Source organism: Mesorhizobium kowhaii (assembly GCF_042431665.1).
Taxonomy (GTDB): domain Bacteria; phylum Pseudomonadota; class Alphaproteobacteria; order Rhizobiales; family Rhizobiaceae; genus Mesorhizobium; species Mesorhizobium kowhaii.
Window position 1 is genome coordinate 464,415 of sequence record NZ_JBHLYT010000053.1, and the last position, 20,524, is coordinate 484,938.

The 20,524-nt window shown below is 62.7% G+C and carries 16 protein-coding genes; 2 read left to right on the top strand and 14 right to left on the bottom strand.

The annotated features are described in order from the left end of the window. The first annotated feature begins 73 nt into the window (after positions 1–73). Positions 74–1,081, top strand: a complete 1,008-nt coding sequence (locus ACFFNA_RS29625; protein ID WP_378923413.1) for a dihydroxyacetone kinase subunit DhaK — start codon at positions 74–76, stop codon at positions 1,079–1,081. A gap of 25 nt (positions 1,082–1,106) precedes the next feature. Beyond that, entirely contained in the window at positions 1,107–1,748 is a 642-nt protein-coding gene (dhaL, locus tag ACFFNA_RS29630) for a dihydroxyacetone kinase subunit DhaL (protein WP_378923414.1), read from the top strand. Positions 1,749–1,772: 24 nt separating this feature from the next. On the opposite strand, the gene derI is transcribed toward dhaL, so the two are convergent. The 14 genes from derI to tssH form a co-directional block, all read right to left on the bottom strand. After that, positions 1,773–2,210: a D-erythrulose-4-phosphate isomerase gene (gene derI / locus ACFFNA_RS29635; RefSeq protein WP_111547084.1), complete on the bottom strand. Its 438-nt coding sequence runs from the start codon at positions 2,208–2,210 to the stop codon at positions 1,773–1,775. Positions 2,211–2,328: 118 nt separating this feature from the next. Then, positions 2,329–3,096, bottom strand: coding sequence for a triose-phosphate isomerase (locus ACFFNA_RS29640; RefSeq protein ID WP_378923415.1), 768 nt, complete (start codon positions 3,094–3,096; stop codon positions 2,329–2,331). A gap of 63 nt (positions 3,097–3,159) precedes the next feature. Then, complete coding sequence (locus tag ACFFNA_RS29645) at positions 3,160–4,098, bottom strand: sugar phosphate isomerase/epimerase family protein (protein WP_378923416.1); 939 nt, start codon at positions 4,096–4,098, stop codon at positions 3,160–3,162. Next, entirely contained in the window at positions 4,098–5,615 is a 1,518-nt protein-coding gene (locus ACFFNA_RS29650) for a glycerol-3-phosphate dehydrogenase (RefSeq protein ID WP_378923417.1), read from the bottom strand. The genes ACFFNA_RS29645 and ACFFNA_RS29650 overlap by 1 nt, the downstream gene beginning before the upstream one ends. Next, complete coding sequence (locus ACFFNA_RS29655) at positions 5,612–7,171, bottom strand: FGGY-family carbohydrate kinase (protein WP_378923418.1); 1,560 nt, start codon at positions 7,169–7,171, stop codon at positions 5,612–5,614. Before ACFFNA_RS29655 ends, ACFFNA_RS29650 begins: the two co-directional genes overlap by 4 nt. 105 nt (positions 7,172–7,276) lie before the next feature. Further along, positions 7,277–8,218 carry a D-ribose ABC transporter substrate-binding protein gene (locus tag ACFFNA_RS29660; RefSeq protein WP_378923419.1) on the bottom strand — a complete coding sequence of 314 codons (942 nt, stop codon included), beginning with the start codon at positions 8,216–8,218 and terminating at the stop codon, positions 7,277–7,279. A gap of 38 nt (positions 8,219–8,256) precedes the next feature. Beyond that, complete coding sequence (locus ACFFNA_RS29665; RefSeq protein ID WP_378923420.1) at positions 8,257–9,390, bottom strand: ABC transporter permease; 1,134 nt, start codon at positions 9,388–9,390, stop codon at positions 8,257–8,259. A 26-nt stretch (positions 9,391–9,416) separates the two neighbouring features. Then, the gene (locus ACFFNA_RS29670; RefSeq protein ID WP_378923421.1) at positions 9,417–10,958 is read right to left on the bottom strand and encodes a sugar ABC transporter ATP-binding protein; all 1,542 of its coding nucleotides are present in this window, start codon (positions 10,956–10,958) and stop codon (positions 9,417–9,419) included. Beyond that, positions 10,955–11,611: a DUF2291 family protein gene (locus ACFFNA_RS29675; RefSeq protein ID WP_111547091.1), complete on the bottom strand. Its 657-nt coding sequence runs from the start codon at positions 11,609–11,611 to the stop codon at positions 10,955–10,957. Before ACFFNA_RS29675 ends, ACFFNA_RS29670 begins: the two co-directional genes overlap by 4 nt. Positions 11,612–11,644: 33 nt before the next feature. Further along, complete coding sequence (locus ACFFNA_RS29680) at positions 11,645–12,667, bottom strand: sugar-binding transcriptional regulator (protein WP_378923422.1); 1,023 nt, start codon at positions 12,665–12,667, stop codon at positions 11,645–11,647. 431 nt (positions 12,668–13,098) lie between these two features. Then, positions 13,099–14,811 carry a glycerol-3-phosphate dehydrogenase/oxidase gene (locus ACFFNA_RS29685; RefSeq protein WP_378923423.1) on the bottom strand — a complete coding sequence of 571 codons (1,713 nt, stop codon included), beginning with the start codon at positions 14,809–14,811 and terminating at the stop codon, positions 13,099–13,101. After that, entirely contained in the window at positions 14,808–15,584 is a 777-nt protein-coding gene (locus ACFFNA_RS29690) for a DeoR/GlpR family DNA-binding transcription regulator (protein WP_378923424.1), read from the bottom strand. Before ACFFNA_RS29690 ends, ACFFNA_RS29685 begins: the two co-directional genes overlap by 4 nt. Beyond that, the gene (locus ACFFNA_RS29695; protein ID WP_378923425.1) at positions 15,581–17,116 is read right to left on the bottom strand and encodes an FGGY-family carbohydrate kinase; all 1,536 of its coding nucleotides are present in this window, start codon (positions 17,114–17,116) and stop codon (positions 15,581–15,583) included. The genes ACFFNA_RS29690 and ACFFNA_RS29695 overlap by 4 nt, the downstream gene beginning before the upstream one ends. Positions 17,117–17,617: 501 nt before the next feature. Beyond that, positions 17,618–20,428: a type VI secretion system ATPase TssH gene (tssH, locus tag ACFFNA_RS29700; RefSeq protein WP_378923426.1), complete on the bottom strand. Its 2,811-nt coding sequence runs from the start codon at positions 20,426–20,428 to the stop codon at positions 17,618–17,620. Between the last annotated feature and the right edge of the window lie 96 nt (positions 20,429–20,524).

The following is a 20,524-nucleotide window of genomic DNA, read 5'->3' on the forward strand; positions in this document are numbered from 1 at the left end:
ACTCGCAGCCGGGTGGAAATCCCGATAACACCCGGTACTATCTTTAAAAAATATCGAAATCGGGAGGCTGCCGGTGCAGACCAAGAAGATCATCAATGACGGCAACCGTGCCGTCGACGAGATGCTGGAAGGCATCCTGGCCGCGCATCCCCGCTATCTCAAAAGCCTGGACGGCAGTCCACGCTCGATCATCGCCCGCGACGGACCGCGCCAAGGCAAGGTCGGCCTCGTCATTGGCGGCGGCTCGGGCCACGAGCCGAGCTTTCTTGGCTTCGTCGGCAAGGGGCTGGCCGATGCGGCGGCCATCGGCAACGTCTTCGCCTCGCCGCCGCCCGATCCGATCCTCGAATGCGCCAAGGCGGTCAGCGGCGGCGCCGGCGTTCTGTTCATGTATGGCAACTATGCCGGCGACGTGATGAATTTCGACATGGCCGCCGAGATGGCGGCGATGGACGAAATCGAGGTGCGCGCGGTGCTGAGCACCGACGACGTCGCCTCGGCACCGCGTGACCAGCGGCACAAGCGGCGCGGCGTCGCCGGCAATTTCTTCATCTTCAAGGCGGCCGGTGCCGCCTGCGACCGGATGCTGTCCTTCGACGAATGCGAGCGTATCGCTGGCAAGGCCAACGACCACACCTTCACCATGGGCGTGGCGCTGTCGCCCTGTTCGCTGCCGCAGACCCGCCGGCCGAATTTCGAGATCGGGCCGGACGAGATGGAGATCGGCATGGGCATCCACGGCGAACCCGGCACCGTGCGCGGAAAGCTGAAAACAGCCGACGAAATCACCGACGAGATGCTGGACAAGATCCTCGACGAGATGGCGCCGGCGCGCGGCGACAAGGTCGCCGTGCTCGTCAATTCGCTGGGCTCGACGCCGCTGATGGAACTCTACATCATGAACCGGCGAGTGAAGCAGAGGCTTGATGACATCGGCGTATCCATTCACGCGACCTGGGTCGGCAATTATTGCACCTCGCTCGAAATGGCCGGGGCCTCGATCACTTTGCATCGGCTGGACGGGGAGTTGCAGACTATGCTGGACCACCCCTGCAACTGCGCCATGTTTCGCGCCGGGTAGACCTTCAGCGGCAAGGGACAAAGACATGACGACAATCGACACTGCCCGCCTTGCCAGCATGTTCGCGGCCATCGCAGGCGCCATGTCCGCCGACAGGGACCGGCTGTGCGCGCTTGACGGTATCATCGGCGACGCCGACCACGGCATTGCGATGGAGCGGGGATTTTCCGCGGCACGCGATGCGGTGGCGGCGCTGGACACCGGGGCCACCAATCCGACCACCTTGCTGAACACGGCGGCAAAATCGTTCCTGAATGCCGTCGGCGCCTCCTCGGGTCCGCTCTATGCCACCGCGTTCATGCGCGGCGCGGCAGCCGTCAAGGGCAAGGCAACGCTCGACGACGCCGACGCAGTCGCAATGTTCCAGGCCATAGCCAAGGGCATTCAGGATCGCGGCAAGGCCGAGCCTGGCGAAAAGACAATGATGGATGCATGGGCGCCGGCAGCGCAGGCGGCGGGCGAGGCGCTGGCCTCCGGCAAGGGTCTGGCGGGCAGTCTCGAGGCAGCAGTGCAGGCGGCAAAGGCAGGCGCGGAAGCGACCAAGGCGATGATCGCCACCAAGGGCCGGGCCTCCCGCCTCGGCGAACGCTCGCTTGGCCATATGGATCCAGGCGCCGCGTCCGCCGTAACCATGATCGAGGCGATGCGGGTCGCCTTGACCGACTAGGTCAACTGCGATCCCCTCGTGTCTTCAGCGCTTGCTGTCGAGCTTGTCGATGGCCTGGACGTTTGCGGCGGAGGGGCCGTTCGGATCGAACTCCGAGGCCAGCCACGCGTCGGCGATCGATTTCGCCAGTTCGGGACCGATGACGCGGGCGCCCATGGTGATGATCTGGGCGTTGTTGGACTTGGCGGCCCGCTCGGCGGAATAGGTATCGTGGGTCAATGCGGCGCGAATGCCCGGGACTTTGTTGGCGGATATGCTGACGCCAATGCCGGTGCCGCAGAACAGGATGGCCCGGTCGTAGCTGCCGTCCAGAATTTCGTGGCCGACCTTGGCGGCGATATCGGCGTAGTATCCGGCCTGGCTAAGATCAACGACCTGCAGCTCCGGCTTCGTGGCGAGATGCTTGGCGATGACGTCGAGCAGCGGCTTGCCGGCGCTGTCAGCTCCGAGTGCGATTTTCATGCAATGAACTCCTTTGCTTCGTGTCTTAGAGCTTGTTTTGACGCAATTCCCTAGTGAAAGCGCTACGCGCTTTTCCCTGGAAAACCGTTTCACACTTTTCCTGGAATTGCTCTGACGGTCAGCGCCCGATGGCGGCCGACGCCTTTTTCAGGATGTCGATATAGCCTCCCGCTTGCCACGCCGAGCGGCCGATGAATAGGCCGTCGACATGCGGCTGGCCGATCAGCTCGGCCGCGTTGCCGGGATTGACACTGCCGCCGTAAAGCACAGGCGGCGCGTTCGGCAACCGGCTTGCAGCCACCTGCTTGATCAGCGCCTGCTGCGTGTCGGCATAGTCGGCGCTGGCCGGAATGCCCTTCTCGCCGATCGCCCATACAGGTTCGTAGGCAAAGAGGATTTCTGCCGACAGCTCGGCGTCCTTCAGACCTTGCAGCGCACCGAGAACCTGGGCGGTCAACACCGCATCGGCGCGTCCGTCTTCACGCTCGGCCAGCGTCTCTCCAACGCAGATCAGCGGCACGAAACCGTGCCTGACCGCTGCGGCCGTCTTCAATCCAACAGTCACATCCGTTTCGCCGAAATGCTCGCGGCGCTCGCTATGGCCGAGTTCGATCAGGTCGAGCCCGCAATCCCTGAGCATCACCGGCGAAACCTCCCCCGTCCAGGCACCGGCGTCCGCCCAATGCATGTTCTGGGCGCCGACTTTCACGCGGGTCGCAGCCAGCGCCGCCTTGACCTCGCGCACGGCGGTGAACGGCGGAATGACGAAAGGTTGTATCGCCTGATCGAAACCAGGCACGAATGCCGCCAGTGCATCGGCAAACTCCAGCGCCTCCGCCAGCGTCTTGTTCATCTTCCAGCTCGTGCCGACCCAATATGGGGTCATTCTTTTTCTCCTTCGATACTTTTCCGGCCGACGTCGGCGCCGGCTTTTAGGCGACGTATTCGTTCACGCCCGAGGCTTGAGACTATCGCGGCCGCTGTCGATGTAAGGCGCCCAGAAATCCACCGACTCGCGGATCATCTCGATAACCTGATGATCGACCGGTTCCCTCTCCCTGAAGGAAAGTTCAAGGCAAATTTCGTTGTCGGTTCCGCCGCCCTGCCGCACCGTGTCGAGCAACTTCTGCGGAATTATGCGGCCGTCCTTGTTGTAGGCAGCCGTGAACGGCCAGTGCCCGCCCTTGTTCATCGAAGACTGCTTGATGTGGATGATCGGCGATTGCAATGGAAACGCTTTCGCCCAGGCATAAGGATCGGTATCGGCAGGATTTGGCGAAGTGACGTCGCCATGGTCGATATCCACCATCATCTTCATCGGGATCGGCAGCTTCGCCGCATCGATGGCGCCCTGCAGCGTGACGCAGCTTTCGATCGTGTGGCCAAATTCCCGGCCCACCGACATCGGCTCCCAGAACAGATATGTCAGGCCCGCCGCCTTGGCGTGTTCGGCGACCTCGCGCCAGCATTCAAGCGCGATGTCGAGAAGCACTGCCCGCCGCTGCGGATCGTCATAATCCTTGTAGGTAAATATGGCGAACTGCGTGCCCATGCTTGGTGCACCGAGTTCGGCGGAAATGTCGGCGAAGGTCTTGAACCAGTCGACATAGTAGCGCCGGACATCCGGGTCCGGATGGCCGAAATGATTGAGCCGGCCATAGGGTCCGGTCATCCCGGAGGTGATCCTGACACCGGTCCGCGAAAGCGCGCTGTTGAACTGACGCAGGAATTTGGCGATCGTCGCCGCCGGCCAGCCCGGATTGACGAATTCGTGCGTCAGCTGCACGTCGCGGATGCCGATGCCATAGGCAATCGCGTCGATCAGGTCGTCGGGATCGGCGAAGCGATTGACCAGCGGATTGGTGTTGAGGGAAAGCGTGAAGGCCATCAGTCTGCCACCGCCATGATGTTGCCGAACCAGTCCTCGAATGTTTTCCGCTCGGCCGCATTGATATGCAGGCCATGTTTGGTACGACGTTCCAGGATATCGGCTGATGTGCCGGCCCATTCGGTCTCGACCAGGAACTTTGCCTCCCGTTCATAAAAATCGGGGCCGAAGCGGCGGCCGAGATCCGCCTCGCTTTGTGTGCCGGCGAGCAATTGTCTGGCACGGCTTCCATAGCTTCGAGCGTAGTGTTTCACCAGCGACGGGCTGAGCCACGGAAACTCGGTATGCAAGTCGCTCAGGAACTGTTCGAAATCTGCGTTCGGCAGGTCGCCCCCCGGCAAGGGAATCTTGGCCGTCCAGGCCTTCCCCATTGTCGGAAAGAACGGCTGGATTTTTTCCAGCGCATGTTCGGACAGCTTGCGGAAGGTGGTGATCTTGCCGCCGAATACCGAAAGCAGCGGTGCGCCGCCGCTCGGGGCGTCGAGTTCGAAAATATAGTCGCGCGTCACCGCGCTTGGATTGTCGGCATTGTCGTCATAGAGCGGGCGCACGCCGGAGAAGCTGTAGACCACGTCCTGCGGCGTCAGCTGTCGCTTGAAATAGCGATTGACCACCTTGATCAGATAGTCGACTTCGCTTGGCTCAGCAGCCACTTCCTCAGGCCTGCCTTCATAGGGAATGTCGGTCGTGCCGATCAGCGCCAGATCGTTCTCGTAGGGGTTGACGAAGATCACCCGCTTGTCGCTGTTCTGGATGAGATAGGCCTGCCGTCCCTCCCAGAATTTGGGCACGACGATATGGCTGCCCTTTACAAGCCGAACATTGCGGGTGGAATTCTGACCGGCGACGCGGCTTACGATGTCATTGACCCACGGCCCTGCCGCATTGACCAGCGCCCGCGCGCGGACTTTCGTCACCGCGCCTGAGCGGCCATCCTGCATGTCGATCGACCACAGGCCGTCTTCGCGGCGCGCCGCGACACAAGCGGTGCGCGTGAGCACCCTGGCGCCGCGCTGCCTGGCGTCCAGGGCGTTGAGCAGCACCAGGCGCGCATCGTCGACCCAGCAGTCGGAATATTCGAAACCGCGCTTGAATTCGTCCTTGATCGGCGCCCCTTCCGGCGCTGTTCTCAGATCAAGCGTCCTCGTTCCCGGCAGCCGTTTGCGGCCGCCAAGGTGATCGTAGAGAAACAGCCCGAGCCGGACCAGCCATGCAGGCCTGTCTTCGGGACTGTGCGGAAGAACGAAGCGCATCGGCCAGATAATATGCGGCGCCGCCTCGAGCAGAACCTCGCGCTCGATCAGCGCTTCGCGAACCAGCCGAAACTCGTAGTATTCCAGATAGCGCAGACCGCCATGCACCAGCTTGCCGGAGCGCGAGCTGGTGCCCTGCGCGAGATCATCCTTTTCGCACAGGATGACGGACAGCCCGCGACCTGCCGCGTCACGCGCTATGCCGGCCCCATTGACGCCGCCGCCAATCACGAAGAGATCGACGACATCTGTTCTATTGCTCAAGATTTTGCTCCTGTGCGGTGCGCCATGCCCTTCCACACCGGCCGAAGTGCCTGGTGCGCCGCAACGAAGGAAGGGAAGAGCGCATCGTAGGTTTGCGATAGCGCTTCGTCATAGGCATCGCAGTCGCCGAGAAGCGGCGTCACCCATTCGGCAGCGCAGTCGTCCATGGAGCGATAGACGCCGAGGCCGACCGCGGCCATCATCGCAGCACCGGCAGCACCTGCTTCCTGGCGGCTGCTCGTTCGCACTTGCGCCCGGGTCGCCGCTGCGATGATGCGGCGCAGAGACGGGCTGCGCGCAGCCCCCCCCGACAGCCGGATCTCGCTCGGCACCGTGCCCATCGCCTGGTAGCAATCGCGGGCTGCGAAGGCCAATCCCTCAAGAACGGCGCGTGCCAGATCGCCAAACCCGTGCTTGACGGAAAGGCCGATGAAGCCTGCGCGCGCATCAGGATCGACGAACGGTCCGCGTTCGCCGGCGAGTGATATATAGGGCTGGTAAACCAGCGATCCCGGCTCCGACCCCTCCACCCAGACGTCGAGCGCTTTCAGCAATTCGTCACGCGAGAGTTCGGCGCCGCCGGCGCTGAGCACATCGCGCGCAAGGCCAAGCAGCCAGTCTATGTTGAGCGTCGCCGCCATATTGGATTGCAATTGTGCAAAGGCACCCGGAATAGGCATGGCGATCGTGTAGCCGGACCCATCGTCGTTGAGCACGACATCGCCGGGCGTGCGGGCGAAGCGCGTGTGTATGCCGGTCGAGCCGATGACCGTGCAGCCGACATTGCCTGAGGGATCATAGAGGCCGGCTCCGAGAGCTGTCATGACCATATCCACGTAGCCCAGGACCACCGGCGTACCGTCGAGCAGGCCGGTCTCTCCTGCCGCCGATCGCGATAGCGGATGATGGTCGGTGGTGCCTTCAAGCATCGGAGGCAACAGGCGGCGATGCTTCGTCAGATCCAGGATGTCGAAGACTTCGTCGGAATAGCTGCGCGAGCGAAAATCGCCGAAGGTGAAGGTTCCTTCTGACGGATCGGTGGCGCGTTCGCCCGTCATCTTGAAGTAGAGCCAATCCTTGCAATGCAGCGCGGTCGCCGCCTGCTTCAGCATGTCCGGATTGTTCTTTTTCATAAAGGCAAGCTGGGCGCCCTGCTGGCAGGAATTGAGCCCCGTGCCGGTCAGTTCAAACCGCGTGCGATCGCGGGGATCGGCGCGCATCTCGTCCACCAGATGTCCGGCGCGGGCGTCGAGCCACAGCCAGGCGCGCGAGACAGGCAAGCCGTCGCCATCGATCAACCAGGTTCCGTCGCCCTGCCCGGTGATGGCAACCGCCGCGGTTCGTTGCGCGAGGTTGGGAATTTTGGTCGCCAGGTCGCGAACCGTCAGTGCCATGTCGCGCCAGGTCTGATCGAGGTCCTGCTCGGCGCCGCCACCTTCCAGCGTGACGAAGCTGTTGGTCACCGACGTCATGGCGAGCTGCCGACCGGACAGATCGAAAGCGACCGATTTGATCACCGACGTTCCCGCGTCGATCCCGATCAGCAGATCTTTCATGCCGCAAATTCCGGTTGGTTACGAAGGCAGTTCACAAGGACAGTCTTGCTGTCTCAGCCGTAGAAGAGGCAGGGAGTGTCCGCAAGGACACCCCCTGTGCAGGTTTCATTCCGACAGCACGAAGGGTGCGGTGTACTTGTCGACATTGTCCTTGGTGATGAGAAGGCAATCAAACAGCTGCTTCTCGGTCGCAGCACCTGTGGCGCCCGACTTGATGAACGAGTCCGCCTGCTGCACGGCCTTGGCCGAGAAGATGGCCACTGGCTGAAGCACGGTGTACTGCAGTTCACCGGACTTGATCGCCGCAACCGCGTCCGGAGAGCCGTCGAAGCCGCCGACCTTGATGCCGGCAAGCTTGCCGGCTTCCTTCAGCGCCGCAACCGCGCCGAGCGCCATTTCGTCATTGCCGCTGATCACGGCGATGATGTCGGGATTGGCCTGCAGCATGCTCTGCATCTTGTCGTGGCCCTGGGTACGATCCCAGTTGGCGACCTGCGAGGCAGCCTTTTCGAGATCCGGATATTGGCTGAGCACAGTCGCGTAACCGTTCGAGCGCGTGGCGGCATTGTTGTCAGACGGGGCGCCGAGCAGTTCGACATATTTGCCCTTTTCACCGACTGCCTGCACCCATTGCTGGGCACCCAGAGCGGCACCCTGGGCATTGTTGGAAACGAGCTGTCCCTTGGCGAGGCCTTCCTGGTTGATCTCGGCGTTGACGAGGAAAACCGGGATGTTGGCGGCAATCGCCTTCTTCACCGCGCCGACGGAGCCGTCGGCGTTGGCCGGATCAAGGATGATCGCCACGGACTTGTTGGTGATGGCGGTGTCGATCAGGTTGCTTTCCGTGTTGGTGTCGCCCTTGTGGGCGGCGACGTTGGCCGTATAGCCGAGCTTCTCGGCTTCGGCCTTGGCAACGTTGCCCTCGGTCAGCCAGTAGGGGTTGGCCGGATCGTTGACGATGATCGAGATCAGGCCTGCGGCCGACGCGGCGGCCGTAAACCCGACGACCATCGCGGCGGCAAGCAGACTTTTCAGCATTGTTTTCATGTACATTCCTCCAATGATTTACGCGGTATTGCTGCCAGTCACCTGGCAGTCTTCCCTTGGGCAGGATTGGCCGGCTCGGCCTTCCCCCGTTGCTGAGAAGTCGGTTGGCCACCTGTCGAGCTTGGGAGCTTGCTGCGGCGGCGATACTGAACGGCATTGAGAAGCACGGCGAGCACGATGACCGCGCCGGTGAACACAGTCTGCCAGTAGGATGAGATGCCTATGATCACCAGACCGTCGGAAAGGAAGCCGATGACGAAGGCGCCGAGCAGGGTTCCGCGGATGTTGCCGCGCCCGCCGGTCAGTGCCGCGCCGCCAATGACGACAGCCGCGATGGCCGTCAATTCGTAGGTGGTGCCGGCGGTCGGCCCCGCCGAGGTCAGTTGCGAGGACAGGATCAGGCCGGCAATGGCGGCACAGATGCCTGACAGCACATAGACGGAAACCTGCACCGTCTTGACCGGAACGCCGGACAGTTCGGCCGCGCGCTCGTTGCCGCCTGATGCGTAAAGCCAACGCCCGAAAGCGGTGCGGTTCAAGACGATGCTGCCGATGAGCGCGATAACCGCCAGAACCACCACGCCGGTCGGCACGCCGAACAGGCGGTTGAAGCCAAGCGCATCGAATCCGGTGTTTCCCAGCTCCGGTTTGCCGCCGAGATTGTTGTAGGTCAGGCCGTTGGTCATCAGCAGCGCCAGGCCGCGCGCCATGTACATGACGCCCAGCGTGGCCACGAAGGCCGGAACCTTGAAGCGCGCGATGAGCACGCCGTTGATCAGCCCGACGCCGGCGCCCAGCATGCAGGCAATCACCGCGACCACCCAGACCGGCGGGTAGAGAACGACGCCCAGCCAGGTCAGCGTCACGCCTTGCATCAGGAACCCGGCAACGACGCCGGCAAGCCCGAGCGTCGACCCCACAGACAGATCGATGCCGCCATTGAGGATGACGAGCAGCATGCCGACCGCGAGAATTCCGAAGATGGCGACATGCGAGGCCATGGTCAGGAAATTCGCCACCGAGAGGTAGTAGGGCGACAGGATCGAGAAGACGACGATGATGACGATAAGGGCAAAGAAAGCCCGACCCTCGAGCAGCAGCTTGGCGAGATCGAAGCCTTCGCCGCGCGCGCTTGGACTGGACTGTTTTCTGGCCTGGCTGACGTCGGTCATGATCGGGGCTCCGAAATTCCTGGTGATCAGGCGACCACGGCTTCGCCGGAGGCGGCCATGATCTGCTCTTTGGTGGCGTTGGCGCCGAATTCTGCTGAAATCCTGCCCCGGCGCATCACGACGATCCGGTGCGCGATGCTGAGGCACTCGTTGACCTCCGAGGTCGAGAAGATGACCGCCAGACCCTGCGCGGCGCGTTCACTCAGCAAGCGGAAGACCTCGGCCTTGGCGCCGACATCGATGCCGCGGCTCGGCTCGTCGAGGAGGATGACTTTGGGGTTGGTCGTCAGCATCTTGCCGATGACGACCTTCTGCTGATTGCCGCCCGACAGCGATCCGATCATGGCATTGCCGCCCGCGGTCTTGACGGTCACCTTGCGGATCGAGTCTTCGACCAGCTCTCGCTCCCTGGAGCGGGACAGAAACAGCCCTTTTGCAAACGCCTCGATGCTGGCAAGCGAAAGATTGCGGCCGACGGTCATCGTCTGCACCAGCCCGTCGCGCTGGCGGTCCTCGGGGACGAGCACAAGGCCTTTGGCGATGCGCTGGGCAATGCTCAGTCTCGAGACGTCCTCGCCCTCCAGAAGCGCCCGGCCGCCCGCCATCGGCATCCGTCCGGCGACGGCTTCCAGCAATTCCGTGCGCCCGGCGCCCATCAGCCCATAGATGCAGACGATCTCGCCCGCCCTGACATCCAGCGACAGGTGATCGACGACGGAATAGCCTGAACCCGAAGCGTCTATGACGCTGACATCCTCGATCGACAGGGCCACCTCGCCGAACTCATGGCCGGTCGGCGGCGAGCCGAGATCGAAGTTTTCGCCCACCATGTTGCGGACGATCCACTCGAGATCGATGTCCCTGGCTTCGGCCGTTGCCGTTATCGCGCCGTCGCGCAGGACAACGGCGTAGTCGGTGATCTGCAGCGCCTCTTCGAGGTGATGCGAAATGTAGACGATGGAGACGCCGCGGCTGGTCAGGTCGCGGATAACCTTGAACAGCACCTCCACTTCCGTTGCGCTGAGCGCCGAGGTCGGTTCGTCCATGATGAGGATGCGCGAGTCGACCGACAGCGCCCGCGCGATCTCGACGATCTGCTGCTGCCCGAGGCGCAAATCCTCGACCAGCGTCATCGGGTCGATGTCTTCTTCGAGATCGGCCATCAGCGCGCGCGCCTGGCGCGACTCCTCGGCGAAGTCGAGGCCAGTCCTGGTGCGCAGCTCACGGCCCATGAAGATGTTGTCGCGAACGCTGAGATTCGGCGCCAGGCTGAGTTCCTGGTGAATGATCGAGATGCCGCGATCGCGCGCGTCCGAGGACGAGGAAAAACTGACAAAATTGCCGTCGAGCACGATGTCGCCGGATGTCGGCGTGACGACACCGGACAGGATCTTCATCAGCGTCGACTTGCCGGCGCCATTCTCGCCAAAAAGCGTAGTAACCTTGCCGCGATGGACGTCGAAATTGACGCCCTTGAGCGCATGAACGCCACCATACGACATGACGATGTTGCGCGCCGAAAGCACGGCGTCGCCAGTCGCGGGCGCGGTCTCGGCAGCCGGTTTCATTGCACCTCCAGCCTCACCGGAGTGACGAGCCAGCTCTTCGGATTGACCAGCTTGAACGCGCCCACCACCGATATGGTCTTGCCGGTCAGGGCGCTGGTATCGACCTTTGCCAGGACTTCCTTCTTCATCTCGTTGTTCAGCGCCGAGCCGGCGTCCTGGTATTCGATCTGATTGGTGAACTGGCCAAATGTGATCTTGCCGGTGGCGTCGCGCAGCTCCGTGCCGTTGATCGCCGGCCCCGTCTGCACGCGAACCTGCAACGTATCCGGCACGCCCTCGACGGCAATCTTATAGATGCCCGATTTTCCCTCGCCGACGACGCCATTGAACTTGACCGAGATGACCGGTCCGACGCCCGCAGGCATGCCGTATTCCTTCTCGGCAGTTGTCCTGTCCTTGGCGATCGCCGTCGCCACTGTCACCGCGTCGGCGGCGCGTGCTTCGACATCGGCCTGCACCTTGGGAAACTCCGACTTGCCATAGTCGGCCGCGGAAAAGACGGCACTGCGAACGTCGCCCGCGGATCCGATCTTGATGACCTTGGTGTCGAGCGCCATGGCGCCGAGCAGAACCAGGGCCGCGGCGGCAGCGATGGTCCGCCGCAGGCCAGGCGAGGCCTGACGGGTTGGCGCCGTGGTGGCCTTCGCGCTCATGACGCAATCGCCAGCAAAGCGGATTTGCCGTTGTCACGCATTCGACGATCCTCCGTTCACATGGTGCTTCGCCACGCCGGGCGCTCCATTGGATTGGCTCTGTTCGACAAGGGCACGGGCGGTGCATTCATCGGTGATCAGGCCGCTCAGGTAACGGCTTTCGAGCACCGCTTTGATCGCCCGCACTTTCACCTTGCCGCCGGCGACGGCGACGATCCTGCGGCCTTTCAATTGGTCGCGCGGGAGCGCCAGGATTCGTTCCGACAGCGCTGTTTCCACCGGATGCCCGTTGTCGTCGAAGAAGTGGGCGAGTAGCTCGCCGACGCCGCCATCGCGTTTGACCTCGTCGATTTCGGAATGCTCGATCATGCCGGTTGCAACCAGCGAGGCTTCCCGCTCGGCGGTACCAATGCCGACGAACATCAGGTCGGACCGGCTTGCAAGAGCGAAGACGTCACTGATGCCGCGCTGGCCAAGCAGCACCTCGCGGTCCTCCGTCGTGTTGGCGACGAAAGGCACCGGCATCACATAGGCCTGCGCGCCGGTCCGCTCGGCCAGCCGATGCATGACGTCGTGCGGGTTGGCCGCAAACTTTCGCGTCACGCCACCGAGCAGCGAGACGAAACGGATATGGGGGGCTGCGGTGCGCGTCAGATATTCGACGCTTGCGGCCAGGGTGCGGCCATGGCCGACGCCGATCAGCATGTCTTCGCCACGATCGATCTCGCGCTTCAGAAACTGCGCGCCGGCGATGCCCAGCCCCCTCAGCGGCAGGTCCTCCTGATCCAGATCCGGAACCACCTCGCAATAGTCGAGCCCGTATGCGGCGGTCAGGCGCTGCTCCAACTCCACACACTCGGCGACGTCGCCGTCGATGAAGACCCTGACCAGACCTTCCTGGTTGGCCTTGGTGATGAGCCGGTGCGCCTTGAGGCTGGTCAGGCCAAGCCGCTTGGCCACCTGGGCCTGCGTGAGACCGCCGGCATAGTGAAGCCAGGCCGCGCGCGTGGCGAGACTCGACTCGTGGTCGCGGTTAGCGGTTCCGCCGGATTTCAAGCCATCTCCTCCCTGAGATGATATTATTATCTTTGTGTGCAAAAATTTTCACATCCCTGCATCGCTGTCAATCCCTCCGCGGATTGGCCTCAAGCCGCGACGGGGGAATTCACAGGCCTCGCCCTCCCCGATCCCCGCCAGCCGGCGTATCGGCAGTCAGCCTCAGCCTATTAGGAGGTCAGCATGTTAGTTGATCATATGGTGATGTTAATTTAACGTCAATCGATGTTATTTAGTGCCACCGCCGGCGGCAACACAAAGGTCATCGCCGCCGAATTATCCATTAAGCATCTGTTTTTAATCACATATATCCGATGGGATAAAAATCCCAATCCGGCTGTGAGTTGGAACGTTTTTGCGGATGCGACGCAGCCATGGGCAAACCGATCGGATTGCCTCAAGAAAGGGCAGTGGCCCTGTCGATGGCGCGATCAGTCCAGCCGCATCAGGTTCCTGCCTTCAAGCTCCACAACAGCGGCTTCGACTTCCTGCGCAATACGCTTGGCGCTCCAGCCCAGTGCCCGCCCGGCGATCGCGGCAATCTCCTGCAGGTCCCGGCATGTCAGGGTACCGCCTATGGCCAGGGTGCTGCGACGCATGACGATGTCGGCCAGGTGTTCGACGAATTCGTTGCGGACGATGTAGTCGATCTCCGATTTGCTGTAGCCGTCGGAGTCCGGCAGATGGCCCACGCCATCCAGCCCGTGCCTGGCTATCTCCAGGGCTTTGGTCCCGTAGCGCGACAGCAATTGGTCGAGGCGTCGTTCCTCGATGCCTGTTTGCGACCGCGCCCGAGCCAGCCAGTCCGTGCGCGCCGCCGCATTGGCTGGGAAGTCCTTGCCGCCGCCGATCGGCATGGATTGCGTCGTTACCTTGCGGCTGCGTTGCAGACGGCCGAGTATCGCGTCAGCGACTTCCTCGGCAAAGCCGCGGAATGTCGTCCATTTGCCGCCGACCAGCGAAATGACCGCGAAGGGCCTGTCACGGTCCGGCTCGGCGACCGGGGCAGAATGATCGCGACTGATCAGGCCCGGCAGCGATGCATCCGACGCCGGCAGCGGCCTGATGCCGCTATAGGCATAGACGATCTGGTCGCGTTCGAACGCCATGCCCGGCAGCAGCGTCCGCACACTCTCGAGCAGATACTCGACTTCGTCGGGTTCGCAGCGGACCTCGTCGGGGTTGTCGGCCTTGATGTCGGTGGAGCCGACCAGCGCCAGGCCGAGATAGTCGTAGACAAGGCAGATGCGGCCGTCATCGGCCTCGAAATAAAGCATCCGCCCGGCCAGGCTTTTTACCAGTTCGTCATGCTGCAGTAGGATGTGCGAGCCCTTGGTGCCGCCGATCATCTTCGACGGTGCACCCAGCAAGGCGTTGACATCGTCGATCCAGGGGCCGGCGGCATTGACCACCAGTTTTGGCCGCACCGAAAATGCGCCGCCGTTTTCCGGCTGGAAGGTCAGGACGCCATCGGCTGAAGTCACCAGCGTCGTGTAGTTCGCGCTGGCGGAGGCTGCATTTGCCTGCAACCCATCGAGGATCAACTCGAGCACCAGCCTTTCAGGATGGCTTACTTTGGCATCGTAATAGGTGCCGGTGGCGACGATCGAAGGGTTGAGCGCCGGCATCTCGCCCAGCGCCTGCCGCCGTCCGACCATGCGGTGGCGCGGCATGACCTGGTTTCGCGAGCCATAGAAATCGTAGATCATCAGGCCGATCTTGATCAGGATGGCGCCGCGGCTGCGCGGCGCGCTGGTCGAGCCGAACAGCGTTCGCAGCGCCGCCAGCATGCCCTTGCTCCAGGAAAAGATCGGGATGACGGTTGGCAGCGGGCTGACATAGTGCGGCGCGTTTTTCAAAAGCAGGTTGCGTTCGAGTGTCGACTGCGCCACCAGCCCGAACTCGCCGGTTTCGAGATATTTCAGGCCGCCATGGATGAGCCGCGACGGCGCGGCACTGGTGCCCGAGCCGAAATCCGCCTTGTCGACGATCAGGCAGCTGACGCCTTGCGCGCACAGGTCGCGAAACAGGCCCGCTCCGTTAATGCCGGCGCCAAGAATAACGACGTCGACCTCGCCGGTCCCGGCCATGGCGGCGAGACGCCCGGTGGGGTTTTTCGCGCCTGCTGCGTTGTGTGGACTCATTGTGCCGTCGTCTCGACGACGCGCAGCTTCACGCCAGCCCGTTCGAGGCTCTGTGCCTGTGCATCGCCCAGGCCCTCGGTCGTCAGCACGGCATCGAAACTGGTCAGATCGTCGAAGACATGCAGTGCGATCCGGTCGAACTTGGCATGGTCGACCAGCAGGATGCGTTTCACCGATGCGGCCATCATCGCCTGCTTGACCCGCACGACGTTGGGATCCTGGATGAAGGCCGTGGTCCCGGTGATGGCTGAAGCCGAACAGATCAGAACATTGGCGCGAAGCTGCGCCACAGCGTTCTCGCAGACGATGCCGATATAGGCATTGTAGGTGCCGTGGTACTTGCCACCAAGACAGATGAAGTCGATGTCGTCGACATTGGTCAGCAGCGAAGCCGTCGCCACGCTGTTGGTGATGACGGTCAGCGGCTTGACGTCGAGCAGCAGCGTGGCGACGGCGTTTGCCGTCGATGAATCGTCCAGCATGACTACCTGTCCGGCTTCGACATAATCCAGTGCCGCCCGCGCCAGGGTATCTTTCTCGGCTCTGTTGACCGTCATCCGGTAACGAAAGGCACTTTCGTAGAGGCCGGAAGGCTGAACCGTCACCGCACCGTGCAGCTTGCGCAGCACGCCCTGCTGCGCCAGCCGGTCGATGTGCCGGTGGATGGTCATGCGCGATACGCCGAAATGCTCGACCAGATCGTCGATGCGCACCTGGCCGAGCTTGATCACATACTCGGCGATCTCTTCGCGTCGTTCGTCGGCCTTGATCATGCAGTCCCCCTGGTGTCTGGCCGTGCCAGTCTTTCGATCTCCGGCCATTGCGGCTTCAGCTGCTCGGCGATGCGGCAGTAGAGGGAAAACCGCTCGCTGAACACCGCACTGGAGGCAGGCACGGGTTGATACTGGCGCGCCGTCATGCCGACCTGCCCGGCACCCTGTTGCGGCGTCGCGAAGATGCCGACCGCGGCACCGGCGCAAAGGGCAGCACCCAAGGCGGCGGCCTCATCGGTCGAGGTGATGGTAACCGGAGCGTTCAGCACGTCGGCGAACATCTGGACAAAAGCCGGATTGCGCGAACCACCACCGGTCAGGCGTATCTCGCGGACGGCGAAGCCCTCACGCAAGGCTTCGACATGGGTGCGATGATTGAAAACAATGCCTTCCAGAACCGCCTTCAGCATGTCGCCGCGATTGTGCCAGCCGTGAAGACCAACAAAACTGCCGCTGGCAACGTCGCCATAGGGAGAGCCGAACAGATAGGGATGAAACAGGATGGTCGAAGGCCTCTTCAGCGCCGCGTCGATCTCTGCTGCCAGCAGTTCGTGGATGGAGCCGCCATCCGCGTTCGTCCTGTCCTGCTCCGAGCGGCAGAAATTGTCGAGAAACCAGTCGTAGTTTGCGGTCGAGGCCGGCGATATCGACATGTTGTTCCAGCGGCCTGCATCGATGGCGTTGCGACAGAACCAACGCTGGTCGACGCGCGGTTGCGAAGAGACGACTTCATTGATGGAATAGGTGCCGGCGACGATGCTGAGCACGCCCTCCTCATGGCCGCCCATGCCAAGCGCCGAGGCGGTCACGTCGTGCAGGCCGCACGCGACCGGCGTTCCCTTGCGAAGGCCAGTCATTTCGGCTGCATCGGCGGTGACGTGACCGACGATGTCGGCCGAATGCGCCACCGGCGGCAGCGCGTCGAAAAGGTCGCCCAATCCGAAGAGGCGCATCGCTTCCGGCGCGTAGGCCTGCGTGCGGAAATCCGTGAACGACGTGCTCGCCTCCGTGCGGTCGGTGCCGATCGTGCCGGTCAGGCAAAAGCGAAGCCAGTCCTTGCAGGCCAGCACGTGGCCGATGCGACCATAGCGATCCGGATCGTTCTGCTTTAGCCAGGCAAGCAGCGCCGACGGCGCCGAGACATGCGGCGCCTGGCCCGTGCACGCGAGCGCTTCGTCGAAGACCAGATCCGCCGACCATCTTTCGACGATCTCACCGGCGCGGCTGTCGAGCGACAGGATCCCGGGCCCTAGCGGACGACGATCCTTGTCGAGCAGATAGAGACCGTCGCCATGCGCGGTGGCCGCCACCGCCCTGATGTCGTCCGCCGGCCGGCCACAGAGCGCGATCGCTTCCTTGATTGCATCGGCGGTCGATTGCCAGAGGCCTGCCATGTCGCGCTCCACCCAGCGCGCATGGGGCATCGACTGCGGCACCCGCCGACGCGCCACCGACAACTGCGTGCCATCGGCATCGAAGATCACCGCCTTGGTAACCGTGAGACCGTTATCGATTCCGAGCAAACTGGGCATGATCACCGCCTCTCTCAGCAACTGGCGATGCGCACTGCACGACAAACCTGCAGGCTGGGGCAAGGGCGACAGATATAACGACAATCAAGGGGCAACGGCGATACAAAGCGGCGGGTACCTTGCGGACTGAACGAACCATATCTCGATGTTAATTTAACGTCAATATGTGAGACAACACTACGAACGTCGTTTAAATCTGACATTATTGAAGATGCAAAATTTCCAAAATATTTGATTTAGTTGAATTTTTTCGTCCCCAAAATATCCCATCAGAATCGTTCATTCAGTCGGCTCGCCGGACAGCTGAACCCATAAACGCCACGGCCCGGGACTGGGCGGCCTCGAAATCTCCGCGAACGCCGCTAAATCAAACCGACGGGTTCAAGACTTCATGAATTGCTTCGACAATGAAGTCCTGCGTGGCTTCGTCCAGGTAGGGGTGCATCGGAAGGCTGAAGACTTCATGTGCCAGCCTTTCGCTAACAGGAAGCCCAGCCTCCGCTACTCGAAGGAATAGGTGAAGCCCTCCTTGGAGGCGCCGACGGTCACCTTCGTCATCTTTTCGCCCCCGAGCGACCGGTTCAGCACGCCGCGGCTCAATTCCGGCAGAAGCGTGTTGGTCAGGATGGCATCGATCATCCGGCCGCCGGATTCGATCTCGGTGCAGCGGGCCTTGACCAGATCCATGACACCGTCGCCGATCACCAATTCCGCGTCGTTGGTTGCACGCAGCCGGCGAGCGATCTTGGCAAACTGGTGGCGGGTGATCGCTTCGATCATCGAATCCGAGAGCGGATAGTAAGGAATGGTCACTACCCGGCCGAGAAAGGCCGCAGGGAAGACCTTCAGCAACGGGCTGCGCAGCGCGGTGTCCAGATCGTCGAGCCCGGCCCGTAGCGTGCCGTTCCTGGTCCGGTCCATGATCACCTCCGAACCGACATTCGAGGTGAGCAGGATCAGCGTGTTCTTGAAATCGATACGCCGGCCTTCGCTGTCGTCCATCATGCCCTTGTCGAAAACCTGGAAAAAGATTTCGTGCACGTCCGGATGGGCCTTCTCGACCTCGTCGAGCAGGATCACCGAATAGGGTTTGCGGCGGACCGCCTCGGTCAGGATTCCGCCCTTGCCATAGCCGACATATCCGGGCGGAGCGCCCTTCAAGGTCGAGACCGTATGCGCCTCCTGGAACTCGGACATGTTGATCGAGATGAGGTTCTGCTCGCCGCCATAGAGCGTTTCGGCCAACGCCAATGCGGTTTCGGTCTTGCCGACGCCCGAGGGGCCGCAGAGCAGGAACACGCCCACCGGTTTTTCCGGCGCGCCGAGCCCGGCGCGGCTGGTCTGCACACGCTTGGCGATCATCTCCATGGCGTGATCCTGGCCGACCACGCGCTCGGACAGGGTCGCGGCGAGCCGCAGCGCCTTTTCGGTCTGGCTCGACAGCATCCGCCCGGTCGGGATTCCCGTCCAGTCCTGAACGACCGCCGCCACCGCATTGCGGTCGACCGACGGCAGGATCAGCGGCGTTTCGCCTTGCGCCTCGGCCAGTTCGGCCATCAGTTCGCGCAGCCGGGCGAGGTCGGCGGCCGGATCGGGTTGAGGGACATTGGCCGCCGCCGGTGCCACCACGTCGGTCTTGGCCGTTTTGGTCTTGGCCGTTTTGGTTTTGGGCGTCTCGGTTTTTGTCGTTTCGGTCTTGGGCGGCTCGGTCTCGGCTGCGTCCGCGCCTGCTGTCTCGGTATCGGTCTGCGGCGTCTCCACCGCATCGAGCGGCACACCTTCGCCGCGCAGACGGGCACGCAATTCGAGTATCTCGGCAACCAGGGCTTTTTCCCGATCCCAACGTTGTTGCGCCGCGGCCAGCGTAACCTCGGTTTCGGCAAGTCCGGTGTCGACCCGTGCCTGCCGCTCGGTCACCTCGATGCCGATCGCAGCCTCGCGGCTGATGATACCGCGCTCGACCTCCAACGCCTGGCGGCGGCGCACGATGTCTTCGACCTCGGCCGGCGTGGCGTGCTGCGATATGGCGACACGGGCGCAAGCGGTGTCGAGAAGGCTTACCGCCTTGTCGGGCAGTTGCCGCGCCGGGATGTAGCGATGCGACAGGCCGACCGCCGCCTCGATCGCCTCGTCCAGTATCTGCACCTTGTGGTGCTGCTCCAGAACGCCGGCCACGCCGCGCAACATGAGAAGGGCCACGGCCTCCGACGGCTCGTCGATTTTTATCACCTGGAAACGGCGGGTCAGCGCCGGGTCTTTCTCGATGTGCTGCTTGTATTCGGCCCAGGTCGTTGCCGCGATGGTGCGAAGTTCGCCACGCGCCAGCGCCGGTTTCAGGAGATTGGCGGCATCGCCCGTCCCTGCCGCGCCGCCGGCGCCGATCAAGGTGTGGGCTTCGTCGATGAACAGGATGACCGGCGTTTCGGACGATTGAACCTCGTCGATAACGGCCTTCAGCCGTTTTTCGAACTCGCCCTTCACGCTTGCACCCGCCTGCATCAATCCGACATCGAGCATGCGCACGCTTACCCCTTGCAGTGTAGGCGGCACATCGTCCTGAGCGATACGCAAGGCAAAGCCCTCGACGACCGCCGTCTTGCCGACCCCGGCCTCACCGGTCAGGATCGGGTTGTTTTGCCGGCGTCGCATCAGGATATCGACGATCTGCCTGATCTCCGGATCGCGGCCGACGACCGGATCGATCTTGCCGTCGCGGGCGCGCTGGGTCAGGTCGGTGGCGTATTTCGCCAGCGCCGAATCCCCGCCTAGGGCCCGCTTCGGCGTTTCGGCTGCGGGAATCGCGGTGGCGGCGCCGGCTTCGAGCGAACCTTCCATGACATCGGCGAACCGCGCGATGACCGCATCGGCGTCGATCTTGTCAAACTCGCCGCTGATCTTCGACAGCAGGCCTTCCAGCACCGGCGTCTTCAGGCAGGCAAGGAGAATATGTGCGCTGCGGACTTCCTCGACGCTGAACTCAAGCGTTGCCAGGTTCCAGGCTTCCTGGATGGCATGGAAGATATGGTCGGAAAATTCCTCGATCGACGTTGCGCCATAAGGCAGCTTGTCGACGGCGCGGGTCATGTCGGCGGTGAGCCGGCTCGCATCCACTCCCGCATCGGCGATTGTCATTTGCACATCCGAGCGGTCGGAAAGCACCAGTTGCTCGATGAAATGGACGAGTTCGACGTAAGGATTGCCGCGCAGTTTGGCGGTGTCGGCCGCAGCCTTGAAGGCGCGCACACCGACAGGATTGAGCTTGCCGACCAGTTCCTTGCGTTTGAAGGTCTGCGATGACCGGCGCGGTTCCATCGAACGTGCTCCTGCAATCTGCCAGCCGATAACCTGCCACATAAGCCGTCACTTGACAAAGCGCGTGATGGCGGGGGCTCGATGCACGGGTCAGCC